General features: G+C 35.2%; 18 protein-coding genes. 13 read left to right on the top strand and 5 right to left on the bottom strand.

Going from position 1 to position 17,196, the window contains the following annotated elements; translation table 11 throughout:
• Window positions 1–120 precede the first annotated feature (120 nt).
• From BR77_RS02700 to BR77_RS02720, 5 genes are all read left to right on the top strand, one after another.
• Window positions 121–900 (top strand): dihydroorotate dehydrogenase electron transfer subunit, encoded by a 780-nt coding sequence (locus BR77_RS02700; protein WP_015076407.1) that lies wholly within the window; start codon window positions 121–123, stop codon window positions 898–900.
• Window positions 900–1,817, top strand: coding sequence for a dihydroorotate dehydrogenase (locus tag BR77_RS02705; protein ID WP_010053789.1), 918 nt, complete (start codon window positions 900–902; stop codon window positions 1,815–1,817). The genes BR77_RS02700 and BR77_RS02705 overlap by 1 nt, the downstream gene beginning before the upstream one ends.
• A gap of 1 nt (window position 1,818) precedes the next feature.
• On the top strand, window positions 1,819–2,535 hold the full coding sequence (pyrF, locus tag BR77_RS02710) for an orotidine-5'-phosphate decarboxylase (RefSeq protein ID WP_010053791.1): 717 nt from the start codon (window positions 1,819–1,821) through the stop codon (window positions 2,533–2,535).
• Entirely contained in the window at window positions 2,536–3,165 is a 630-nt protein-coding gene (gene pyrE, locus BR77_RS02715; RefSeq protein ID WP_015076405.1) for an orotate phosphoribosyltransferase, read from the top strand.
• Between the two features lie 141 nt (window positions 3,166–3,306).
• Window positions 3,307–4,668 (top strand): citrate/2-methylcitrate synthase, encoded by a 1,362-nt coding sequence (locus BR77_RS02720; protein WP_015076404.1) that lies wholly within the window; start codon window positions 3,307–3,309, stop codon window positions 4,666–4,668.
• 46 nt (window positions 4,669–4,714) lie between these two features.
• Here the strand turns inward: BR77_RS02720 and BR77_RS02725 are convergent, their stop codons facing one another.
• The 3 genes from BR77_RS02725 to BR77_RS02735 form a co-directional block, all read right to left on the bottom strand.
• A complete protein-coding gene (locus BR77_RS02725) occupies window positions 4,715–5,023 on the bottom strand; it encodes a hypothetical protein (protein ID WP_015076403.1) in 309 nt (102 codons plus the stop codon).
• 26 nt (window positions 5,024–5,049) lie between these two features.
• On the bottom strand, window positions 5,050–5,262 hold the full coding sequence (locus tag BR77_RS02730; protein ID WP_010053797.1) for a hypothetical protein: 213 nt from the start codon (window positions 5,260–5,262) through the stop codon (window positions 5,050–5,052).
• A gap of 180 nt (window positions 5,263–5,442) precedes the next feature.
• A complete protein-coding gene (locus tag BR77_RS02735) occupies window positions 5,443–5,886 on the bottom strand; it encodes a YaiI/YqxD family protein (RefSeq protein WP_015076402.1) in 444 nt (147 codons plus the stop codon).
• Between the two features lie 389 nt (window positions 5,887–6,275).
• Between BR77_RS02735 and BR77_RS02740 the strand changes: the two genes are divergently transcribed.
• Genes BR77_RS02740 through BR77_RS02760 form a run of 5 tightly spaced genes read left to right on the top strand, consistent with a single transcriptional unit; the run spans window position 6,276 to window position 11,107 of the window.
• Complete coding sequence (locus BR77_RS02740) at window positions 6,276–7,211, top strand: ABC transporter substrate-binding protein (RefSeq protein ID WP_051926657.1); 936 nt, start codon at window positions 6,276–6,278, stop codon at window positions 7,209–7,211.
• A 16-nt stretch (window positions 7,212–7,227) separates the two neighbouring features.
• Entirely contained in the window at window positions 7,228–8,283 is a 1,056-nt protein-coding gene (locus BR77_RS02745; RefSeq protein ID WP_015076399.1) for an NAD(P)/FAD-dependent oxidoreductase, read from the top strand.
• A 14-nt stretch (window positions 8,284–8,297) separates the two neighbouring features.
• Window positions 8,298–9,317: a FecCD family ABC transporter permease gene (locus tag BR77_RS02750; protein ID WP_015076398.1), complete on the top strand. Its 1,020-nt coding sequence runs from the start codon at window positions 8,298–8,300 to the stop codon at window positions 9,315–9,317.
• Complete coding sequence (locus tag BR77_RS02755; RefSeq protein WP_016356445.1) at window positions 9,314–10,309, top strand: FecCD family ABC transporter permease; 996 nt, start codon at window positions 9,314–9,316, stop codon at window positions 10,307–10,309. The genes BR77_RS02750 and BR77_RS02755 overlap by 4 nt, the downstream gene beginning before the upstream one ends.
• Before the next feature lie 12 nt (window positions 10,310–10,321).
• Entirely contained in the window at window positions 10,322–11,107 is a 786-nt protein-coding gene (locus tag BR77_RS02760; protein WP_035063865.1) for an ABC transporter ATP-binding protein, read from the top strand.
• Between the two features lie 82 nt (window positions 11,108–11,189).
• Here BR77_RS02760 and BR77_RS02765 read toward each other — a convergent pair whose 3' ends face one another.
• Both BR77_RS02765 and BR77_RS02770 read right to left on the bottom strand, forming a co-directional pair.
• The gene (locus BR77_RS02765) at window positions 11,190–12,014 is read right to left on the bottom strand and encodes a ZIP family metal transporter (RefSeq protein ID WP_010053806.1); all 825 of its coding nucleotides are present in this window, start codon (window positions 12,012–12,014) and stop codon (window positions 11,190–11,192) included.
• A gap of 110 nt (window positions 12,015–12,124) precedes the next feature.
• A complete protein-coding gene (locus BR77_RS02770) occupies window positions 12,125–13,087 on the bottom strand; it encodes a glycerophosphodiester phosphodiesterase family protein (protein ID WP_035063868.1) in 963 nt (320 codons plus the stop codon).
• 318 nt (window positions 13,088–13,405) lie between these two features.
• On the opposite strand from BR77_RS02770, the gene BR77_RS02775 reads away from it, so the two are divergent.
• Genes BR77_RS02775 through BR77_RS02785 form a run of 3 tightly spaced genes read left to right on the top strand, consistent with a single transcriptional unit; the run spans window position 13,406 to window position 17,173 of the window.
• Window positions 13,406–15,223: an HSP90 family protein gene (locus tag BR77_RS02775; protein ID WP_035063871.1), complete on the top strand. Its 1,818-nt coding sequence runs from the start codon at window positions 13,406–13,408 to the stop codon at window positions 15,221–15,223.
• 31 nt (window positions 15,224–15,254) lie between these two features.
• Entirely contained in the window at window positions 15,255–16,226 is a 972-nt protein-coding gene (locus tag BR77_RS02780; protein WP_015076390.1) for a hypothetical protein, read from the top strand.
• Window positions 16,227–16,276: 50 nt separating this feature from the next.
• Window positions 16,277–17,173, top strand: coding sequence for a helix-turn-helix transcriptional regulator (locus BR77_RS02785; protein WP_015076389.1), 897 nt, complete (start codon window positions 16,277–16,279; stop codon window positions 17,171–17,173).
• The last annotated feature ends 23 nt before the right edge of the window (window positions 17,174–17,196 follow it).

Consider the following 17,196-nt stretch of genomic DNA (forward strand, 5'->3'; position numbering starts at 1 on the left):
ATAGAATTAAGCTTGATTTTTATTTAAGAGATTTACCTACTTTGGAAGTCTCTTAAATAAAAAAAGAGTATACTTAATCTGAAAATATCGATTAAAAATCTCATCATACTGGAGGAAACTATGTTACAAGAAATCATGACAGTCGTCAGTCAAGAACAATTAGCACCTAAAATTTTTGAAATGCGTTTAACAGGTGAACTTGTGAAAGAAATGCAGACTCCGGATCAGTTTTTACATTTATTAGTTCCTCGTAAGGATTTAATCTTACGTCGTCCTATCAGTATTGCTGAAATTATTCCAGAACGTCAAGAATGTGTCATTATTTATCGAGTTGATGGTGATGGAACGGCAGCAATGAGCGAACTAATGGCTGGAGATAAAATTGATGTAATGGGACCTTTAGGAAACGGTTATCCTTTAGACAAAGTTAAGCCTGGAGAAAAAGCGCTTATTATTGGTGGCGGAATTGGTGTTCCACCACTCTATGAACTATCTAAGCAGTTAGTTGCAATGGGCGTTAAAGTTCAACATGTTTTTGGATTTGCTACCCAAGAGGTTATTTTTTATGAAGAAAAATTCAAAAAATTAGGAGATGTTCTCTACTCGACTGATGATGGTTCTTATGGTCTACATGGTCATGTTGGAATGGCCTTAGATACACTTGATTCAGATTATGTACCTGACGTTGTTTATGCTTGTGGTTCTAGAGGTTTATTAATGGCTGTTGAAAATCGATATGAAAATAGCAATGCGTATTTCTCTTTGGAAGCTCGAATGGCTTGCGGGATGGGGGCCTGTTATGCCTGCGTCTGTCACAAAAAGGATGATCCTACTGGAGCAACGAGTATGAAGGTTTGTGACGAAGGACCAGTCTTTAAAGTCGGGGAGGTTGTGCTATAATGAATCGTTTAGCAGTAAAATTACCAGGTCTTGATTTAAAAAATCCAATTATGCCAGCAAGTGGTTGTTTTGGTTTTGGAGAAGAGTATGCTAAATACTTTGATTTAAACGTCTTAGGCTCTATGATGGTTAAAGCCGCTACTTTAGAACCTAGATTTGGAAATGCAACTCCCAGAGTAGCTGAAACACCAAGTGGAATGTTAAATGCCATTGGATTACAAAACCCTGGTTTAGATGTTATTATGCGAGACAAACTGCCTAAATTAGAAAAATATAATGTTCCGATTATTGCAAATGTAGCCGGTTCAACAAAAGAAGATTATGTCACAGTTTGCGAAAAAATCAGTTTGGCCCCTAATGTCCATGCAATTGAGTTAAATGTTTCTTGTCCGAATGTAAAACATGGCGGAATCGCCTTTGGAACAGACCCAGAAGTGATTTATGATTTAACAAAAGCTGTTAAGGAAGTTTCAAGTGTTCCTATCTATGTTAAATTATCACCAAATGTCACAGACATTGTCCCAATTGCTAAAGCTGTTGAGGCTGCAGGAGCAGATGGCATTACGATGATCAATACTTTGCTTGGGATGCGGATTGATTTGAAAACAAAGAAGCCTATTTTAGCCAATCAAACAGGTGGATTATCGGGACCAGCAATTAAACCTGTAGCCATTCGAATGATTCATCAAGTGAGTCATGCAGTTGACATACCAATTATCGGTATGGGCGGAGTCTACACAGTTGATGATGTTTTAGAGATGTTTATGGCAGGTGCTAGTGCTGTGGCTATTGGAACAGCTAATTTTACAGATCCAACCATTTGTCCTAAATTAATTCAAGAATTACCAAAAAGAATGGATGAACTGGGAATTTCAACACTTAGTGAACTGATTAAAGAAGTACGGGAAGGAAGATAACATGCAATCGAAACCAATTATCGCATTGGATTTTTCAACTAGCGAAGAAATAAAGCAATTTTTAGCTCATTTTAAAGAGGAACAATTATTTGTTAAAGTCGGAATGGAATTATATTATCAAAATGGACCTGAAGTTGTAAAATTAATGAAAAGTTTAGGTCATCAAATTTTTCTTGACTTAAAGCTACATGATATCCCCAATACAGTTGAACGGTCAATGAAAGGTCTGGCAGCTTTGGATGTAGATATGATTAATGTTCATGCTGCAGGCGGTAAACAGATGATGGAAGCTGCAATGAACGGCATTATTTCTGGTACTCCTGCTGGAAGTCAACGTCCAGAATTGATTGCAGTAACGCAATTAACTTCTACAACACAAGAAGCTATGAGAACGGAACAATTAATTCAGGTTCCATTGTTACAAAGTGTGATCCACTATGCAAAACTAACACAAAGTGCTGGTTTAGATGGTGTCGTTTGCTCGGCTTTAGAAGCGCAGTTAATTAAAGAAAATACAGCTTCTGATTTCTTATGTGTGACACCTGGAATTCGTCCAGCCGGAGATGAAAAAGGCGACCAAAAACGAGTAGCTACACCAGCTCGAGCTCGAGCGGCGGGTTCAAGTTTTATTGTTGTAGGTCGTCCAATTACATTAGCAGCAGATCCTGTAAAAGCGTATCATACAATTAAAAATCAATGGAATGGAGTCGAAGATTAAATGACATTAGAAAAAACGATTGCAAAAGATTTATTAACGATTGAGGCAGTTAGCCTAAGCCCGAATGCACCTTTCACATGGGCTAGTGGAATTAAAAGTCCTATTTATTGTGATAATCGGATTACGATGAGTTACCCAAAGGTCCGACGTGAAATTGCTCAAGGACTAGCAGATTTAATTAAAACCAATTATCCAGATGCAGAAGTGATTGCCGGAACAGCAACAGCAGGGATTCCTCATGCAGCTTGGGTCGCTGACTTATTGGATTTACCGATGGTTTATATTCGTGGCAAAGCGAAAGAACATGGCAAAGGCAATCAAATAGAGGGACGAATCAATCCCAATCAAAAAATGGTTATTATTGAAGATTTAATTTCAACAGGTGGCAGTGTGATTGAAGCTGCGGTTGCTGCTAAAAATGAAGGTGCAGACGTGATTGGAACAGCTGCTATCTTTACGTATGAATTACCTAAAGGTTTAGCCAACTTTAAAGAAAATAAATTATCTTTCCATACATTAACCAATTATTCAACTTTAATTGATGTTGCTTTAGAAATGGGTTCAATTAAAGCGGAAGATATCACATTATTAAAAGAATGGAAAAAAGATCCTGCTAGTTGGGGGAAATAAAGAAACAAGGTTGAGAATGAAAATTTCTTAACCTTGTTTTTTTTAACCGATATAAAATGGCATACTTCTTTGTATTTTTCCCTAAATAGTGTAAAATAAGATAATCATTAGAATGGGATTAAAAAAAGGAGTGAATTGAGTATGGTTGAGGTACATTTGAACGTGACGCCAGAAATTTTACAATTAACCGCATTATGTGTGCATAATAGTCAAATCGATTCTGATTTATATCAAAAACTAGATGTAAAAAAAGGATTGCGAGATATTAACGGAAAAGGTGTCTTGGCTGGACTAACCAATATTTCAACTGTCCAACCACAAACTGTAAAAAATGGTGAAGTTGTTTCGCCAGATGGACTTTTAGAATATCGAGGAATCAATATCAAAGAGTTAACAACTGGTTATATGCATGACAATCGTTTTGGTTTTGAAGAAGTCACTTATTTATTATTGTTTGGCATTTTACCAACAAAGGCAGAATTAGCAGATTTCCAAAAAATTCTAGCACAAAAAAGAACACTGCCAACCAATTTTGTGAGGGATGTTGTCATGAAAGCCTCTAGTCGGGATATCATGAACGCTTTATCTAGAAGTGTTTTAACTCTGGCTTCTTATGATAAACAAGCTGATGACATTTCTTTGGCTAACGTATTGAATCAAAGCTTGATGTTAATTAGTGTTTTTCCATTATTATCAGTCTACGCCTACCATGCTTTTAATCATTATGAACGTGGTGAAAGTTTATATATTCATTATCCTGATGAGACCCTGTCTACTGCAGAAAATTTATTACGGATGCTTCGTCCAAATAAAGAATATACAGAGTCGGAAGCCTTAATTTTAGACTTAGCGCTAGTCTTGCATATGGAACATGGCGGAGGGAATAATTCTAGCTTCACAACGCATGTTGTTACGTCTTCTGGCACAGATACCTATTCAACAATTGCAGCAGCTCTAGGGTCTTTAAAAGGTCCTAAACATGGTGGAGCAAATATTAAAGTAGTGGAAATGTTTGAAGATTTAAAACAAAATGTAGCAGATTATCAGGATGAAGAACAAGTCGCTAGTTATTTGCGGAAGTTATTAAATAAGGAAGCTTTTGATAAAAAAGGCCTAATTTATGGAATGGGACATGCAGTTTATTCGATTTCAGATCCCAGAGCTGAGATATTTAAAGGTTTTGTCCAGCAATTAGCTGAAGAAAAAGGGCGCATAGATGAATTTGAGCTCTATTCATTAGTTGAGCAGCTAGCTCCTAAAATTATTGGCGAAGAACGACATATTTACAAAGGAGTTAGTGCCAATGTTGATTTCTTTAGTGGGTTTGTTTACAGCATGCTAGGGTTGCCGACGGAACTTTATACGCCTGTGTTTGCAATTGCTCGGATTGTTGGTTGGAGTGCGCATCGTTTGGAAGAGCTAATCAACACCAACAAAATTATCCGACCTGCCTACGATAGCATTCTAGCTTCGACTTCGTATGTACCACTTGATGCACGTTAAAACAAAAATCGAAAGTTCTTGAAAACAAGAATTTTCGATTTTTTTGTTACGAAATTTTTTTATGTGGGTAACCAGTATCTTGATAAGCTGTGGCTGAATGAAAAGATAAGCCTTTTTTATCAAGAGTATAGTTGACTAAGACTAATTGCATTCTATCATTAATTCGTGCTTCAAAAGTTAGAAATGTGCCTTCTTCGACTTCATAAACGAAATCGTACGCTAACATGCCTGAAATAAGGCAGTTAAACGAGCGACCATCAGCTTCGAATGTGAATCTACAAAGGGGGGCACCACTGCTTAAATTAATGATTTTAACTTCTGAAATAACGGCCCCAGTTAATGCTACAAAATTCATAATAAACGCTTCCTTTCTCTTTTTATTTAGGCACCTTCAGGAAGTGCTAATTCCGGTAAAATACCTTCATTTGTCGTATATTCTAAAAATTTAGGATACAGTTCATAGGTCGTATCTAATAAACGAACACTTTGCTTTACTCCTTCAAAATAAAAGGCATAGACGCTACTATCTAGACTTTTCTTTTTTTCAATTAAATCCGTTAAAATGGCAACTACATTCGTATCAGTTTGGGTCATATTTATTCCTCCTTTAACTTTTTGAAATAGTAATTAGATCGGTAAGTTTTGAATACATTCTCATTATACGAACAAACGTTCGAAAAGTAAAGGCGAACAGATTAAAAAAGTTAAAATTGTTTTTTAATAAAAAAAAAGCTCCTTCAATAAGCATACTTTAGCTTATTGAAGGAGTGTAGTTCATTTACTAGAGATTGTTTCAATAAATAGAGCTCTAAATTTTTCACGATCTTCATTTGTAAAAGCTTTAGGTCCTTTGGTTCGTTTGCCACTTTTTCTTTGCATAGCGCTTAAATAGCGGGATTGCAACAATTGATCGATATTTTCAGTTGAATAACGGAATCCAGTTTGATGAAGAACAATAGCTCCTTTTGCAAGAGCAAGAGAGGCTAAACCGTAGTCTTGAGTTACGAGAACATCGTATTTTTTTATTAAACGCATAATGCGATAATCGGCTGCTTCGGCACCATTGTCAACATAAATAGTATCCACACCAGCAGGTTGGAGAACAGTTGAAAAATGAGAAAAACTTGTGACAATCGTAACAGCTAATAAGCGTTGAGTTGCTTCAGAAATAATAATGTCTTTAACTGGACAAGCATCAGCGTCAATATAAATATGCACATCTTTACCTACTTTCTTATACTAATTCTAGTTTAACAGATAACATCCGAAATAAAAACTAGATTGAATCGAATTAATTTAACTCAGGCTTTATTTAAATTAAATAGTTAAATAAATCACAAATAGTGATTGTAATCTTCTCTGAATTTGGCTATAATATGTAATTGAGAACAATTCTCAATTAAGGGTTGGGTTTAACGATTTTATTCAGTCAGTTTCACTCGGGTAATGATTATTCCGAGTTTAGCATACTAGACGAGTTCTTATGAGCCAACTCCTCGAGAAAAAGATGAAAATTCGAGATGGCAAAAAAACGCCATATCAATTTTCCCTATTTTCTTGCCGGAGCTAACCAGCTCAACAAACTTTTTATTTAGGAGGAGGAAAAAATGAAACATTTATTTACAGGTAAAAAGGTAGTATTTATTACCATCATCAGTTCTTTCCTATTTGTGCTTGGCTGTGGTAATGCCAGTAACAAAGGGGAAAATACAGAAGAAGATACACGTCAAATTAAAACAGAATTGGGCGAGGTAAAAGTTCCCAAGTCACCAAAACGTGTGATTGTCCAATATATCACTGGAGATGTTTTGGCTTTAGGAATTGAGCCGGTAGGTATGTCAGAAGTGTATGATTCTGCTGCTTATGAAGACAAAGTTAAAGACGTAAAAGATTTAGGTCAGTGGGCTGAATGGGATGAGGAAGAAATGATGGACTTAGATCCGGATTTGATTTTGACTATCGATAAAGCCACCTATGAACGCTTCAGTAAAATTGCGCCGACAGTTTATGTCCCTTATGGTGAAATGACAACTACTGAACGTGTGACCTTTATTGGGGATGTTTTAAATAAATCAAGTCAAGCTGAAAAAGTATTAAAAGAGTATAATGATAACATCATTGATTCACAAAAAAAATTAAAAGATGTAGGTTTTGATCAATCAACAGTTTCTATCTTTGAAGGTGGATTAAAAGAAATGATGGTTATTGGCCAAAAATTCGGAACAGGATTAGTTGCCTATGATAATCTGAAATTAATTGCACCAGAAAAAATCCAAAAAGAAGTCCTAGATAAGGATGAATTTACGGTTTCGTTATCACTGGAAGTCTTACCAGAATATGCAGGAGATTACATTATTCGCAATACCTATGATGGAATGGATAATATGAATGATAGCGCAATCTGGAAAGCTTTGCCAGCTATCGAAAATAAACACTTAATCGAAATACCGTTTGGTTTAAGCTATTATACGGATATTTTATCTGCCAATGCGCAAATCGACTTTATCCGCGATCAACTAATTGAAAAAGCAACGACTAATTAAAGATGGAGGAATAGACATGGAGAATGATGAATTATACGATATAACAATTATTGGAGCTGGCCCAGCTGGTTTATTCAGTGCTTTTTATAGTGGATTGCGGGAAATGAAAACTAAAGTGCTTGAATGTCATCCTATATTAGGTGGCAAACTCAATTTATATACGGAAAAAATGATTTGGGATGTGGGTGGATTACCGCCTTTACCTGGTGGAAAATTAGTAGAACATCTTGTTCAGCAAGCAAAAACCTTTCATCCCATGATAAAAACCAATGAAAAAATTGTGTCTATTGATAAAAATGAGGCCGGTCATTTTATTTTAACGGCTGAAAACGGTGCAATACACTACTCAAAAACAGTGGTATTAGCCATCGGTTGGGGAATTCTAAAGCCTAAAAAAATCGAACTCACTGATGTTGAAAAATTTGAAAAAACTAATTTAAATTACACCATTCAAAATCCCCAAAGCTTAAAAGGCAAACAAGTCTTATTGTCTGGTGGCGGTAACTCAGCTGTGGATTGGGCCAATTTATTAGAGCCGATTGCGGATTATGTTCACTTAGTTTATCGTAAAGACGAGTTAAAAGGACACGAAGCAGAAGTCAGTAAACTACTAGCTAGCAAAGTGAAATGCCATTTTAATCAAACGATTGAGGCTTTTATTCCAGATGAGTCAGACACGAAAATTGCAAAAGTTCAATTAACAGATTCACAATCTGGAGCTACTCAATTTATTGAAATTGATGAAGTAGTCATCAATCATGGGTATGAGGAAGAAAGTACCATTTTTAAACAAAATACGGTTGGGCTCAAACAAAAAGATAATTACTATATTGAAATCAGCCCAGCTGGTATTTCTAATGTTCCAGGTATTTTTGCGGCAGGGGATGTGGTTCATCATGAAGGGAAGTTGCACCTAATTGCTGGAGCATTCCAAGATGCTGCGAATGCAGTTAACCAAGCCAAGCTTTATTTAGATCCAACGGCTCATTCTCATGCAGCAGTTTCTTCACACAATGATAAATTTACTGATCAAAATAAAGTTCTAGTTGAAGAATTTTTTTACAATGAATGAGAAGGGTGTTTTAAATGAACAGTTCAACCAAAAATAAATACCCGTTTTCTTACTCAACCTTTATCTTAATTGGTCTTGTTTTATTGCTGATTCTATTTATCTTATCGATTTCTTTTGGTGCAGCAAAAATAGAAGTCAACACAGCCTGGCAAGCTGTTTTTTCTTATCATGAGAATGAAATGGACCATAAAATTATTCGCACATTACGTTTACCTAGAACAATTGCTGATTTAATTGTTGGAGCAAGCTTGGCTGTTACGGGAGCTATTATGCAAGGGACAACCCGTAATCCAATGGCCGATTCAGGATTATTAGGCATTAGTTCTGGGGCAGCTTTCGCTGTCGCTTTATGTTTAGCCTTTGTTCCTGAATACACCTACTGGCAAATGCTTTTATATTCATGTTTAGGTGCTGCTTTCACAACAACGATTACTTATGGTATGGCAGCCTTTGGGAAAAAAGGTCTTACGCCCCAACGGTTACTTTTATCTGGAATTGCCGTTTCAATGTTATTTGGAGCACTAAGTACATTAATTGCCATTCAATTTAAATTAGGCAAAGCAATGGTTTATTGGTCTGCTGGTGGAACCGCGAGTGCCAATTGGACTGATTTAAAAGTCTTGACCCCAGTATTTATAATCGGAGTAATTGGTTCTATTTTTCTTTCGCCTAAAATAACTATTCTTCAATTAGGTGAAGATATAGCTGTCGGATTGGGTCTTAAAGCAAGTTGGATTAAAGTGAATTCAGTTTTAATCGTTCTAATTTTAACTGGATTATCCGTTATTCTTGTTGGACCAATTAGTTTTGTTGGTTTAATTGTTCCTCATATTGTCCGATTTTTTGTGGGTATTGACTACCGTCGCATTATTCCAGCAAGTTTGATTTATGGAGCTGTATTTTTGATTGCAGCAGACCTACTGGGACGCCTAATCAATCAGCCTAAAGAAACACCTTTGGGAATTATTTTTGCTATTATTGGAGTTCCTTTCTTCCTGTTTCTTTCACGACAACAGGGGAGGGATTTTAATTGAAAAAACGAAAAAATCCGCTTTTTATTTTGCTTTTACTTAGTCTATTTTTAATAGGTCTCATTATTTGGAGTTTAAATACCGGGAAAATGGCATTAACACCAAATGAAATCATGCAAATCATACTAGGAAATGGAACTGCTAAAGCACATTTAATTATTTTTGAATTTCGATTGCCCAAAATTCTGCTAGGTATTTTTGTTGGTATTGGAATGGGTATTTCTGGGTGCCTAATGCAAAGTTTGCTTAAAAATGATATGGCTAGCCCGGGAACGCTAGGGATTAGCTCTGGATCAGGGGTATTCGTTATTTTTGCTTTAATGATGGGGATGCGTGAAGTATCGCCTTTAATGCTGCCGATTATGGCTTTTATTGGTGGGTTATTAGCTGCTGGGCTGATTTTTATTTTTTCCTATCAACGAGGAAAACAACTGTCACCATTAACGTTGATCTTAACTGGAGTTGCCTTAGCTACAGGCTACGATGCATTAACCTTATTATTTTCTTTAAGGATGGATACGGATAAATTTGAGTTTGCTCAAAGATGGATGGCAGGTAGTTTATGGGGGGATCAATGGTCTTATTTACTTTTTTTAATTCCGTGTATTTTAATACTTTCCCTATGGGCCTATTTTCATTCAATTCATCTAAATGCGTTACATCTAGGGAACGAATCAGCGATTGGTTTAGGTGTTTCAGTAAAAAAAGAATTTTTATTGATGGCATTTGTTAGTATTTTATTGTCTTCGGTAAGTGTCGCAATTGGAGGTAATTTCTTCTTTGTAGGAATGATTAGTCCCCATATTGCCAAAAAAATGGTCGGAGTGAATCATAAATATTCTATTCCAGCCTCAGGTTTAGTCGGTGGAATTATTATTTTACTTTCAGATACACTCCTACGTGCCAGTCATTTAAGTGGAACTATTCCAGTGGGGTTATTAATTACAATTATCAGTACCCCTTATTTTTTATATTTATTAGCAAGAAGTCGTTAGGAGAGTGAGAAAATGGCAACAATTGAGACTAAGGAATTATCCATTGCCTATGAGAAAAATTTAATTGTTGAAAAATTAAATTTAACGATTCCAACGGGGAAGATTACAAGTATAATTGGAGCAAATGGCTGCGGAAAATCAACTGTCATTAAGACGATTGGACGCGTATTGAAACAGAAAATGGGGAGTGTATATTTAAATGGTGAGGATATTCAGAAACTTCCAACTAAAGAGATTGCTCAACAAATGGCTGTTTTGCCTCAAGAACAGCAAGCCCCAAGTGGAATGACCGTTGAAGAATTGGTCATTTATGGACGCTTTCCTCATCAAAAAGGCTTTGGAAAATTAACTACCTATGATAAAGAGATTATTGCTAAAGCCATTCAGCAAACAAAACTCACACAGTATAAAAACCGTGAAGTAGATAGTTTATCTGGTGGACAACGCCAAAAAGTTTGGATTGCGATGGCTTTGGCGCAAGAAACAGAGTTAATTTTACTAGATGAACCAACAACATACTTGGACTTAGCTCATCAATTAGAAATTTTAGAGTTACTTGAACAATTAAATCAAAAAGAACAACGAACTATTGTAATGGTGCTTCATGATATTAATTTAGCTGCACGTTTTTCTGATTTTATGGTGGCGATTAATGGCGGGACTATTATTGAAAAAGGTAGCCCGAAAGAAGTCATGACAACTGAAATATTAAAAAAGACGTTTCAAATTGATGCCTTGATTACAGAAGATCCACGAACTAAAAAACCATTATGTCTAACTTACAATTTACTTAGCTAATGGCCAAAAAGAAAAAGTTGACTCCTGATTGCTTTGAAAAACGCTCAAAGTAATTAGGGGTCAACTTTTTTGAATCAATTGCTTAACCTAGTGCTACATCTAAAATCATCATAATCAAAAAACCAACCATCACCCCAAAAGTAGCATAATGAGCGCCTTTGGCTGTTTGTTTTTGTTGAGCCTCAGGAATTAATTCTTCGACAACAACATAAATCATTGCTCCAGCTGCAAATGCTAGTGCATAAGGTAAGACTGAACTGACATAGGTCACTAAAATAGCCCCAATTACGCCAGCTATCGGTTCAACAATTCCAGAAGCTTGTCCATATAAGAACGCTTTTGTCCGACTTAACCCTTCTTGTCTAAGTGGTATGGAAACAGCCGCACCTTCAGGAAAATTTTGAATCCCAATTCCAATTGCTACTGCTAAGGCTGCCGCAATCCCAGCTTCTGGACTACCAGACACCTGGTTTGCTGCTCCAAAAGCAACTCCTACAGCTAGACCCTCGGGAATATTGTGCAGGGTAATTGAGAAAACTAGTAAAATTGTCCGGCGTAAGTTACTAGGCAAACCTTCCACTTCATGGTTTTCACCGAAATGCATATGAGGCAATAATTTATCCGCTAGATAAAGAAAAAGTCCTCCCACAGCAAAACCAATTCCCACGACTAACCACGGAATTGAGCCATTTGCTTCCGCCATATCTAATGCTGGGTCTAACAATGACCAAAAACTTGCGGCAATCATAACCCCAGAAGCGAAACCTAGCATTAGGTTAAAAACATCGCGGTTAATATCTTTAAAGAAGAAAACTAATGCGGATCCTAAAGCAGTTAGTCCCCAAGTAAATAACGTACCAATTAGTGCTTGTTGCCACGGTTCAAACTGCATTAAAAATTGAATCATGTCTACATTCCTTTCTATAAATAGAACGAGCTCTATTTTTCGGGATACCTAACTAAATCATACCATAGAATGGATGTTTTTCAACTATTTACCTAGACTAAAGAATGATTTCAAGGAACAGAAAGACTTCTTTTTAAATCGGCTTTCTGTTCAGCATTTTTTATCCGTTCTAAATAGGAGCTGGAAAGTGTGGCAGGTTTGATTGTTTGTTGCAGAACAGTAGCTGTACTTGAGTCATCGGTAATTACAGCCTCAATATTTTTATGCATAAATAATTCTATTTCAGCAGGTTGATCTAAGGTCCATAAAAAAATGGGACGCTTTTCTTTAACTTGAGAGTCTAATAAATTTTGGTTTGCTAGTTTATATTTTAAGGACAGAAATTGAAAATCTGAAAAATCTTTTGATGGCAATGCCGTAATAATAAGTCCAACTTGAATTTGAGGATTTATTTGTTTTACGCGCTTTAAAAAATTTTCGTCTTGTGATTGGATTAAATAATAGTTTTGAACTTTATATTTCGTTAATAAATCGACGAGTTGTTGCGGGAAATCTAGACTGTCAGTTGGGTTTGTTTTAATATCTAGAAGTAAAGGTTGTTGCTCCTGTTGAGCTAATTGAATAGCTTCTTCAAGAGTCGGAATTTGGCCAACAAATCCATTTTGTTTCAATTTCACTTTTTTCAACTCTTTTAAAGTCGAATTTCGAATCTTTCTTTTTTTATTTGCTAGTCTTTTTAAACTACGGTTATGAATCACAACCATCTCATCATCTTTAGTTTGTTGGATATCAATTTCAACATAAGCTGGCTCAAAATGCGCGGCAGCTTCAATTGCTTCTAACGTATTTTCGACACCACCTTGTTTGTACCCTCGATGAGAAATTACCTTAGATGAAGATTTTGGGAAATTCAGCTGTTTGATTGGGTACTGCCATTCAGGGATAAAGATGTCCTTAACAGGCTTACTTTGTTGATAGAACATCCAACCAATGGAGCAAATAATAAGTAAAATTAATAAAAAAACAAGTCCAATTATTTTATAACTAATTCTTTTTGATTGTTTTCTTTTCAATGGACATGCTCCTAACTCTAATTCATTTCTGTTCTTAGTGTAACAAATTACTCCTCAAAAAAATATCTTTCTTTTTATTTAAAAGGAAAGTTTTTATTAAACGGGAGCCTTAAAGCCATAATTATAGAAAAATTTCCTTTTTTAAAGATTAGTTTAAATCTATGCTAAAATGGAAAAATAGGGCTTGTGAAAAGTAAACCCAACAAACAGGTTCGTTTTTGCTTGTTTTAATCTTAAGTGACTATTGATATACTAATAAGTAAAGTTGCTACTTATTACAATAAAATACTTAAAATTTACGAAGAAAGTTGAGAAAATATGAACCCTGAAGAGAATCGATTTAAAGTTAATTTAGGTGGAATGATTGAGATTCTATCCAATCATTTATATAGTCAAAAAGATGTCTACATACGAGAGTTATTGCAAAATGCAACAGATGCTATTCGCGGTCGAAAGTTAATCAGCGAAGATAATTTTGTTGGTGAAATCCATGTTGATCTAACAATACATAGGTCAGGATCCAGTACATTGTTTTTTGAAGATAATGGAATTGGACTAACAGAAGAGGAGATTCATCAATTTTTAGCAACCATAGCTAGTTCATCAAAAGGCGAAAAAAACTTTGAAGAGAAACAAGATTTTATTGGACGATTTGGAATTGGTCTACTTTCTTGTTTTATTGTTGCAGATGAAATCGTAATGGTGACAACTAGTGCTAAAACACGTGAAAGTTTTCAATGGCAAGGAAATGCTGATGGGACTTATGAGATAAAGAAATTAAGCCAGTCGTTAGAAGAGCCTGGAACTAAAATTTATCTAACGAGTAAAGCTTTGAAAAATCACGAAGAGCATACTAACTTTATTCTAGAAGATTTGGCTGATGCATTAGTTAAATACGGTCGCTGTTTGGAAGTTCCAATTTTTTTAACTTGCGATAAAGGGGAAAAAATTGTGAATCAAGAAACGATGGGATTAGGAAAATTCGATACGCTTGAATCCCTTTCTCGTGATCAAATTCTCAAATTAGGACAAAAAATATTACAAGAAGATTTCCAAGATTATTTGTTGATTGAAACAGCTAATGGAAGAACGAAAGGTATTGCTTATATTATTCCTCATACGGTGAGGATGAATGCTAAAAAGCGAAATACTATTTACTTAAATCAAATGTTTGTGTCTGATGAAATTGATTCACTCTTACCTTCATGGGCCTTTTTTACTCGTTGTATTCTCTGGACAGATGAGTTGCAACCAGTTGCTTCAAGAGAAGATTTTTATAAAAATAAACGGCTAAAGACTGTTGCTAAAGAATTAGGTAGCTCTTTAAAACAAGAAATAGAAATGCTAGAAAGCAGTGCGTTAGAAAAGTTAATTGCGGCACATTATTTATCCTTCAAATCTTTGGCAAGTGAAGACCCTGATTTTCTAAAAATGGTCTACACATTCTTACCTTTTAGAACATTAAATGGAGAAGAAAAATTTGCCGATATTTTAAGTCAAAATGAAACGATTTATTATGCATTGTCTGTGGATGATTTCAGACAAATTGCCGATTTAGCTAGAAATCAAGGGTTAATTGTCATCAATGGTGGCTATTCCTATGACAGTCAGCTTTTAACTGAAATTAGTCAAATTTTAGAAGATTTTCCTTTTAATAAATTGAAAATTATCCAGCCAGAAGATTTCCAACATACATTTCAACCGTTGTCATTTTTTGAAAGTACTCATTTACAAGAAAAACTAAAAGAGATTAATCAGCAATTTGAAGAATTAAATTTACTGGTCATTGTTAAACATTTTGATCCTAGCTCAATGCCAATGGTGCTATTGTCCAATCATCTAACTCAGAATCAACGCGAGCTAGAACGAACAGCCGAAGAAAGCAATCAATTATTTGGTGGTATCTTGGAAGATTTAATGTTAGAAGCGGACCAGTTGCCACCAGCGAAGCTTTATTTAAATTATGACAATCCCTTAGTTAAACGTATTTTCGAGAAAAAACAACCTGCAGGAATTAAAAATATCATTGAGGTATTATATATTCAGGCCTTACTATTAGGACATTATCCGTTAAAGAAGAAAGAATTAAACTTACTAAATAGCAGTTTATTAGGATTGTTAGATCAATTTATTTAAACTGGAATGATGCATAGAAAGAGGAAATTATATGAATTATTTAAATCTATTGGAAGAAGCATACGAATTAGATGAGATGTCAGAAGCTCGTCTACCCTTGCTGGAAGAAGTGATTAGAGAAGCAGACCTAGCTAGGGATATTGAAACTGCTGTTGAAGCTCGTTGGCTGTTAATTGATACTTGTCTGTACGTCGGCTTTCCTAAAAAACAATTAATCGCGTTTTCGTGGTTAATTAATTTGTACGAGTCAAGTGAAGGAAAAGTCGACGTCTTCGATTTATTGTGGCACTATAAATGGATTGCAGAACATATTGTGCGCTTTCCAGAAGTTTCTTTATCCAAAATAAATGCATTAACTGAAGATATGCAGAAGAAATTTAAAGAATATAATTACTCCTTACGTCCCTATTACAAAGTGAAAACACTTCAAGCTATTTCAATGGGAAATAGAGCTATGGCAAATGAATTTTTCCCGTTATGGCAGGGGACAAAAAGCGATTTTATGAATGATTGTCTTGCCTGTGAAACAACTGAGATTGTTGCTTATTACCATTTTATTGGGGATTATCAAGCCGCCATTAAAGCCGCTGCACCAATCCTATCTGGTAGACAAGCTTGTGCAGAAGTACCACATTTAACCTATGGACATACTGCGCTGTCTTATTACCACTTAGATAAGAGAGAAGAAGCGCAAAATTCTTTTGAATTGGGTTACCCGATGGTGAAAAAACGCGTATCTTTATTGACAACAGTCAGTCAATTTATAACTTATCTATTGTTGATAGATAACCAAGAGGAAGCGGTACAAGTTTATCAAGAGAATCAAAAAATTGCCTCTGAGTTGGAAGGTGATTTGAGTACCTTGCATTTTTATCTAGCATCAGCAGGGCTAAAGCACGAGAAACAAGAAGATTGTTTGGCGCAAGCTACAACTTTGGCACAAAAATTTGATAAACGGAATCAAAACACGTATTACCAAGACATACTAGCAAAAATGCAGTAAAAATAAACAAATCAAAATCCGCCGAAAAATAGATAAAAGGGGATTATTTGATGGAAAAAATTGGAAATAAAATTAGAAAATACCGGTTAGAGAAAAATATGACACAAAGCCAACTAGCTGATGGCATTTGTACACAGGCGACAATTAGCAACCTAGAAAACAATAGTTCATTACCTTCAATCGCTAATTTACTTTTGATAGCCGAACGTCTATCGATTAAACATACTGACTTATATGAAGCTATTCTTGTAAATAGTAGTGGGTATATAGATACCTTTAATAAAGTTAAAAGTTTGCAAAGAGAAAACAACTATATTGAAGCAAATCAACTATTAAAAAACGCGATTGATTACTCAGATCTAGCATCTATCTATGAAAAAAAGGAATATTTTTATTATTTTGGAGTGAGTAGTTTAAGAGGGCTACATGATTTTTCAGATGCTCACTATCATTTTAATCAATGTCTCGCATTGTCGGAAGTTGATGACTTAAAAACGCTTGATTTATTAGCAACTATGGGAATTGCAGAAGCCTATGATATGTGTCATCAGTTTGATAAAGCTGATACCTATTTTATCAAAGCCATTAATCAGTTAGAGCAGGTTAGCTCATGGAAAAAATCACCTAATGATCGACTCGATATTCTTGAAGCCTATAAAAAAGCTGCAACATTTTATTTGAAAATTGCTCAGTATTCATTAGCATTAAGTTTAAGTGCAGCCGGTATTAATTTTTATGCCACTGAGAATATCAATCAAGGCTTAGAAGATTTATTGGACATCAAAGCACAAAGTTTATTTTATTTGGGAGATGTCGAGTTAGCAGAAGAATATTATTTTTATGCGATGGCTTTAGCAAAATTAAATAAAAATGACAAGCAAATTCAGTTGCTTAGAGAACAAATTATCAAACATGGGCTTAAGCAGTATGACTATTTAAATAACTAGTATTTAGACAAGCAATTATTTCG

Origin of the sequence: Carnobacterium maltaromaticum DSM 20342 (assembly GCF_000744945.1) — a bacterium.
In the GTDB taxonomy this organism is placed as follows: domain Bacteria; phylum Bacillota; class Bacilli; order Lactobacillales; family Carnobacteriaceae; genus Carnobacterium; species Carnobacterium maltaromaticum.